The organism is Ideonella sp. P3_A4 (assembly GCF_056403075.1).
In genome coordinates this window covers 1-1052 of record NZ_JBFUGE010001169.1, presented here as the reverse complement: position 1 = coordinate 1052, position 1052 = coordinate 1, and the positions used below count along the sequence as shown (strand labels likewise).

General features: G+C 70.1%; 1 protein-coding gene and 1 pseudogene. One reads left to right on the top strand and one right to left on the bottom strand.

Annotation, left to right across the window (positions count from 1 at the left end; translation table 11 throughout):
• Positions 1-183 (top strand): annotated as a pseudogene (locus AC1DYI_RS36700) (hypothetical protein); the annotation flags it as partial.
• Here AC1DYI_RS36700 and AC1DYI_RS36695 read toward each other — a convergent pair.
• On the bottom strand, positions 164-1052 hold an 889-nt coding region (locus AC1DYI_RS36695), incomplete at its 5' end, for an NADP-dependent oxidoreductase (RefSeq protein ID WP_477209000.1). The pseudogene AC1DYI_RS36700 and the gene AC1DYI_RS36695 sit on opposite strands and share 20 nt — an antisense overlap.

The window sequence follows — 1052 nt, the reverse complement described above, 5'->3', positions numbered from 1 at the left end:
GCGCATGAGCCGCCGCCCGTGCCGGTGCATCTGGTGTACCCCGCCGGCCGCGTGGCAGCAGCCAAGGTGCGCGAGTTCGTGCACTTTGCGGCCGAGCGGCTGCGGGCCCTGCCGGTGCTGCAGGGCCGCGGGCTCGAGGCGCCGCGCCGCGCGCGTGGTGAGGTCAGCGCGACGCCCGGATGATCACCTTGCCACGGGCGTGACCGTTGGCCACCTGCTCGAGCGCTGCGCGAGCCTCGTCCAGCGGGTGGATGGTGTCCAGGATCACCTGCAGCCGCCTGGCCTCGAAGATCTTGATGACCCCTTGCAGCACCGGGGTGTCGCCTTGGAAGAAGACGAACACCCCATTGACGTCGTCGCGTAGCGCGATGGTGGGGTCGACCAGCGACACCAAGGTGCCGCCAGGCTTGAGCACCGACCAGGAGCGTTCGGTGGTGTCGCCGCCCACCGGGTCGATCACCAGGTCCAGATCCCGAAGCCGGGCAGAGAAGTCTTCATGGCGGTAGTCGATGACCTCGTCCGCCCCGAGCTCCTTGGCCAGGCCATGGTTTTTCGACGAGGCCGTCACGATGACGCGGGCGCCGGCCTGCTTGGCAAACTGAACGGCGAAGCCGCCCACGCCGCCGGCGGCGCCGTGGATCAGCACGCGTTGCCCGGCCACCAGCTTGCCGGCGCCGAACAGCGCCTGCCAGGCCGTGCCCGCCGCCGTGGGCAGGGCGGCAGCCTGCTCGAAGCTCATGTCCGCCGGAATCCGGCACAGCGAATCAATGGGCACGACCGCGGACTGCGCGAACGCGCCGCCAGCCGATGCACCCAGCCGCCCGACGACGCGATCGCCCAGCTTGAACCCAACGGCGTGGGCATCGATGGTCTCGATCACGCCGGCGAAGTCAGTGCCCAGCGTGTAGGGGAAGTTCACCGGGAAAACGGGTTGCATGAAGCCGGCCAGCATCTTCAGGTCCAGCGGGTTGACGCTGGCGGCCTCGATGCGAACGGTGGCTTGGCCCGGCCCGGCGGTCGCCGGTGTCTGGTCTTCCAGCACGGCGTGGCGG